This is a genomic window from Francisella sp. 19S2-4, assembly GCF_036281795.1.
Lineage (GTDB): Bacteria > Pseudomonadota > Gammaproteobacteria > Francisellales > Francisellaceae > Francisella.
Window position 1 is genome coordinate 1 of the sequence record NZ_JAWUZH010000073.1, and the last position, 5796, is coordinate 5796.

Below are 5796 nucleotides of genomic sequence, written 5' to 3' on the forward strand. Positions count from 1 at the left end.
GCTAAGTTTTTACTAAAAATAGCAAAAATATTCCTATTCATAGAAATTGAAAGATTTATTCAACAGTCTTTCTAATACTTTATTATTGTGCTTGATTTAAATTGTTATGTAATATCTTTATATAACTGTTATACTAAACGAAAATGATCTTTTAAGTATTCAGGGATGAGAAAGAAGTTTGTATCATTGTTGCTCGTGAGCTCGTTGACTTTATCTTTAAATAGTTGCTTTTGGTTAGCTGTTGGGGGTGTTGCTGCTGCAGGTGGTGCTGCAGGCGCATATATAGTTGATAAGAAGTAAGCTCTAGGCTTTTGTTTCATCAATCACATCAGTATCTTTAGGTGTTTTGAAGTCAAAAGAAGAATTTTCTAGAGAAGCATTGTCTTTAACATTTGAGAATGTAATTTGAGTAAATTGATTTAGTGAAGTTGAGATATCTAATGACTTAAGTTTATTTTCATTATCAAACTTAATTACTATACTATTTATCATTTCATCATTTTTAGGTTTAAGAATGTAATTATTGTTACTTTCCTCTTTTACTGTAAATAGTTTATCAATATTATCCGTATTTTTTGATAAAAGTATAAGGTATGGGTATTGCGCAATATTGTTTGAGACTTTTTTTATTATAAGTTGATCAAGATCACCATCATAAATCCAAAGTTTCTTACCATTAGAAACAATTTGTTGGTTATTTGGGGATGTTATAATCCATTTAAAAAACTGAGGTTTTTTTAGAGACATCTTACCTTGTGTGCTGATATTGTTATCATTTTGGTTATCAATAAGCTTTTGATTAAAGTCAGCTGTCATAGAGTTGATGCTTCTAATCTTGTTAACTAAATCACTTGCAGCATCGGCAAAACAGATATTTGCACTAATAAAAATTGTTATTAAAAATATGATTATTTTTTTCATTTAGGATTCTCTCTTTACTAATACATCACGCATGCCATTTTGATTCATTTCTGAAACTATGCCATTTTCTTCCATTTCTTCCATTAATCTTGCAGAGCGGTTATAGCCTATTTTTAGCTTTCGTTGGACTGCAGATATAGAAGCTTTTTGTGTTTTTATAACTATTTCGACGGCATCATTATATAGAGGATCTTCACTGTTACCTTCTCCAGTGGTAGAACCACTTTCAGAATCTTCTGTAGATTCAAGAATATCTTGGATATATTCTGGTTGACCATACTCTTTCCAAGATTCAACAACTCTATGAACCTCATTATCATCAACAAAAGCGCCATGAATACGCATTGGAGCACCAAAACCAGGTTTTAGATATAGCATATCACCTTGTCCAAGTAATTGTTCAGCACCTTGCTGATCAAGTATAGTTCTGGAGTCTATTCTTGATGACACTTGGAAAGACATTCTAGTAGGGATATTGGCTTTTATAAGTCCTGTTACAACATCAACAGATGGCCTTTGAGTTGCTAATATAATATGAATACCTGCAGCACGGGCTTTTTGTGCAAGTCTTGCAATAAGCTCTTCAACCTTTTTACCTACGACCATAATCATATCTGCAAATTCATCTGCAACAACAACAATATAAGGCATTTTTGTAAGAGTTGGAGCTTCATGAGCACGCTCTGGATTCATCTTGATAAACATAGTGTCTTTCAGAGGTTTACCAGCTTTTTCAGCTTGCTCGATTTTGTCATTTAATAAGGATATATTTCGAACACCAGCAGCTGACATAAGAGCATAGCGTCTTTCCATTTCTTTAACGCACCAGCGTAAAGAGTTGGCAGCTTCTGTCATATCTGTAACAACAGGAGTTAAAAGATGAGGAATGTCATCGTAAATAGATAGCTCAAGCATTTTTGGGTCAATCATGATAAATTTTAGTTCATCAGGAGTACACTTATATAGCATGCTGATAATCATAGAATTAACACCTACAGATTTACCTGATCCGGTTGTTCCAGCTACTAGAAGGTGAGGCATTTTTGCAAGTTCAGCAAATGCTGGTTTTCCAGAAATATCAACACCTATTCCCATTAATGTAGGCGATCTCGATTTTAGAAATTCTGGAGCAGATAAAACTTCTTTTATTCGAACCATTTGTCTAGTTGGGTTGGGTAATTCTAGTCCAACATAAGGCTTTCCAGGAATTACCTCAACAACTCTAACAGCTGTTGTTGATAGAGCTCTGGCTAGATCTTGGGCTATATTTGTTAGTTTGCTAACTTTTGTCCCTCTTGCTAGGTCTATCTCATATCTAGTAATAACAGGGCCGGGATATGCAGCTACTACTTTAGCATTTATATTAAAATCATTTAGAGTTTGTTCTAATAATGAGGATGTCTCATTTAGTTGCTCTTGGGATACTCCAGCCTTTTTTTCCTCAGGTTCAATAAGTAAATCAAGAGAAGGAAGGAGGTTTTTTTTGAAGCTATTTGCTTTTGATATTTGTGGCTTTGTTGTTTCGGTAGCTAGTGACGATTTATTTTTTTTTTGCTCTAAATCAGAAAGGGATAGTTCATCTTGAGTTGGTTTATTATTAAAATCCTTAAATGAAAGCTCATTACTATCTTTAGTACTTTTTAAGACTTCTTTAAAAATATCCTCACTTGGAGCTTCTTTTTGTTCTTTTTGTTCTTTTTCAATAGATACTGAAGCTGTATTTTTATCTTTATTTAATGGTGAAGCATTTATTTTGTTATTAAAATCTTCAAAGTCATTAACATTTACAATATCTTCATCACTTTTTTTTGATTTTGCTATGTAGCTAATAGATTTTCCAGATAAGGTGAAAGTTTTTTTAATCAAACTTAGCCAAGCTATACCTGAGTAAAGAGTTAAGCCTATAAGTAAAGAGACTAATAATGCAAATGAACCGCCAACTGTACCAAAATATTTAACGAAAGTTTTTGCTGTCTCATAACCAAAAATACCTCCAGATCTTTGAGGCATCCAATAATTAGCAAAACTAAAATATAGTTCAGCAATCCCACAACAAGAGAGAACGAAAAAAATAATACCAATTGTCTTAACAGTAAACATCAAGTAGCTGAGGCTTTGTTCTTTTCTTTTGATCAATAGTATTCTAATAAAATCAACAAAAATAAAAGGGATGATAAAGCCAACTACTCCAAATATTGAGAGTATAAAGCTTGCTACATAAGCCCCAACAGGGCCAGCATAATTTTTGATAGTTGTTTCTGATGAAACACTACTCCAGCCAGGATCATTTATATTAAAGCTAAATAATGCTATAAACAGGTATATTACAACTGCTGCTAAAATAACCACTAATGTTATTTTTAGTCTACCAATAGCATGAATTTTGTTTGTATCGTTATCTGCCATATTATCTTAAATAAAAATTAAACTTAATCATAAAACCAATTCATAATTCTAACAAAAAAAGTTTAAAAATGTTAAACTATAGTACTAATTTATTAAGTATATGACTAATTAAGGACAAATTTTGGCAAAATTTCACATTATAGTGGGCGTTATTGTTTGCTTTTTAGCTTGGGTGTTTTTTTTAATATTTCCTCACTTGGATTTAGCTCTGGCGAGTGATTTCTATGATCCTTCATATGGTGGGTTCGCTGCTAGTACTCATCATGGGGTATTTGGAGCTTTGCATAAGTTTGCAATGGTTTTCCCAGTGATATTTTCCATAATAGTTATTTTATTCTTGATTGGATCATTATTTATAAAAGCTTTTCAAATAAAAAATAGAAAAGCGATATTTTTTGTGGCGGTATGCTTGTGGATAGGTCCTGGGCTTGTTGTAAATGCTATATTTAAAAATCATTGGGGAAGACCTAGACCATATATGGTGCAACAGTTTGATGGCACTAAAGTTTTCCAACAACCATTTGTAATATCTAATCAATGTACTACAAATTGTTCTTTCCCTTGTGGTGATGCATCTATGGGATTTTGGCTTTTTGCTCTAATGCCTCTTGCGGCTACACGTAAGAAAAAAGCCTTAGCTTTTGCAGTAGCTATAGCTGCAGGAGGAGGTTTAGGTCTAATGAGAATGGCTCAAGGAGGACACTTTTTTAGTGATGTGATTTTCTGTGGCATATTTGTATATATATGTACCTGGATTGTTTATTGGGTAATGTATGAACGAAGTAAAAAAACCTAAGAGGGTGATAAAGTTTTCTTTATAAAAATTTAGTTTTTTAAATAAATACAATTAAGTCATTTAATTATTTTATCTTGTTTTATTTCATTATTTAAAAATGCCAAATAGTATTTGACATGTTTTTATTTACTATGGTAGGCTCAAATCTAGTAAGAGTTTTTACTGTCAAATTTAAAGAAGAGGTGCATAGTCTATAATGCTAATCTGAAAGCCATAACGCTTAATGATGATTAGGTTTTTAGAGATTGTGCCGAAAGAATATAGAGGTTATGAGCTGTATTCTTGGGTCTGATACTGAAAGGTAGCAGAACTGTCACGTTGAACTTAAACGTGGAGTGCTTCGGTCTAAGCATAATTTTGCAAGATCTTAGTTTTTCTCACGTTAGTAGAAATATTAGGAAGATATATGACTATACAAATTAGTAATCGTGTAACAAATATTAAACCATCTGCAACAGCATTGATGTCATCCAAAGTCCAGGAGCTTGTTGATGAAGGGAAAAATATTCTATCATTAAATGTAGGTGAGCCTGGGTTTCATACTCCAGATGTTGTGAAAAAAGCGGGTATTGAAGCAATTCAAAATAACTATACTCAGTATACAACAGTTGATGGTTATAAAGATCTAAGACAAGCGATAGTAAATCGCTATAGTAGTGATTATGGTATTAATTATAAGCTTAATGAGGTTTGTGTTACCACAGGGGCAAAGCATAGTCTTCATAATATATTTAATTGTATTATTAATCATGGAAATGAGGTGATTTACATGGCTCCATATTGGGCATCTTATCCTGATATGATTAAATTATCTGGAGGTATTCCAGTTGTTTTAGAAACTAGTATTGATAATGGTTTTGAGCCAGATATTCTAAGCTTAGAAAGTTTGATAAGTTCTAAGACAAAAGCTATCTTAATCAATATTCCAAATAATCCATCAGGAGCAGTCTACTCAGAATCAACGATACGAGCTTTAGCAGATTTAATGAAGAAATATCATCATGTAGTATTAATTAGTGATGAAGTATATGATCAAATTTATTGGGATAGAAAGCCAATTACTGTTACAAATATTTATCCAGAACTTAAAGATCGTTTAATAGTTGCAAGTGGAGTTTCTAAAAATTATGCAATGACAGGTTGGCGTGTTGGACATATTCTAGCACCTGCAGAATTTATAAATGCTATAAAAAAATTTCAATCACAATCTTTATCTTGTGCTTGTTCAATTTCACAAATTGCAGCGATAGAGGCGCTAAAGTTAGAAAGAGCTGATATTGAGTATATGAATCAAGAGTATTATGAAAGTGTTTATTTTGTTTTTAACACTTTAAAAGATATACCTGATGTTAAAGTTTTTATGCCTCAAGGAGGTTTTTATATATTTTTGGATATAAGTAAAATTCTAAATAAAATGGGACTTACGGATGAGGATTTCTGTCTAAAGCTTTTAGAAGAAACTCTGGTTGGGGTTATACATGGAAGTGCTTTTGGCTTGGCAGGACATATTAGGATTAGTGCTACAGCTGAGAGAAATGTTTTACAAGAGGCTATAAAGCGATTAAAGAATTTTATATTGTTGCATTAAAGTTTCATATTATTAAGACTGTTGAATAAATCTTTCAATTTCTATGAATAGGAATATTTTTGCTATTTTTAGTAAAAACTTAGCC

The 5796-nt window shown here is 32.1% G+C and carries 5 protein-coding genes and 1 riboswitch; of the genes, 3 read left to right on the forward strand and 2 right to left on the reverse strand.

Features of this window, described 5'->3' with window-relative positions:
• The first annotated feature begins 165 nt into the window (after positions 1-165).
• Complete coding sequence (locus R8535_RS10535) at positions 166-300, forward strand: hypothetical protein (RefSeq protein ID WP_329499077.1); 135 nt, start codon at positions 166-168, stop codon at positions 298-300.
• A 3-nt stretch (positions 301-303) separates the two neighbouring features.
• Here R8535_RS10535 and lolA read toward each other — a convergent pair whose 3' ends face one another.
• Both lolA and R8535_RS10545 read right to left on the reverse strand, forming a co-directional pair.
• Positions 304-921, reverse strand: a complete 618-nt coding sequence (gene lolA / locus R8535_RS10540) for an outer membrane lipoprotein chaperone LolA (RefSeq protein ID WP_329499075.1) — start codon at positions 919-921, stop codon at positions 304-306.
• Positions 922-3327 carry a DNA translocase FtsK gene (locus R8535_RS10545; protein WP_329499073.1) on the reverse strand — a complete coding sequence of 802 codons (2406 nt, stop codon included), beginning with the start codon at positions 3325-3327 and terminating at the stop codon, positions 922-924. It lies immediately after the preceding gene.
• A 121-nt stretch (positions 3328-3448) separates the two neighbouring features.
• Here R8535_RS10545 and lpxF point away from each other — a divergent pair, with 121 nt between their 5' ends.
• Together lpxF and R8535_RS10555 are read left to right on the forward strand one after the other, a co-directional pair.
• A complete protein-coding gene (gene lpxF / locus R8535_RS10550) occupies positions 3449-4123 on the forward strand; it encodes a lipid A 4'-phosphatase LpxF (RefSeq protein ID WP_329499071.1) in 675 nt (224 codons plus the stop codon).
• A 169-nt stretch (positions 4124-4292) separates the two neighbouring features.
• Positions 4293-4472, forward strand: a riboswitch (Lysine riboswitch).
• A 57-nt stretch (positions 4473-4529) separates the two neighbouring features.
• On the forward strand, positions 4530-5711 hold the full coding sequence (locus tag R8535_RS10555) for a pyridoxal phosphate-dependent aminotransferase (RefSeq protein ID WP_329499069.1): 1182 nt from the start codon (positions 4530-4532) through the stop codon (positions 5709-5711).
• Positions 5712-5796: the final 85 nt, after the last annotated feature.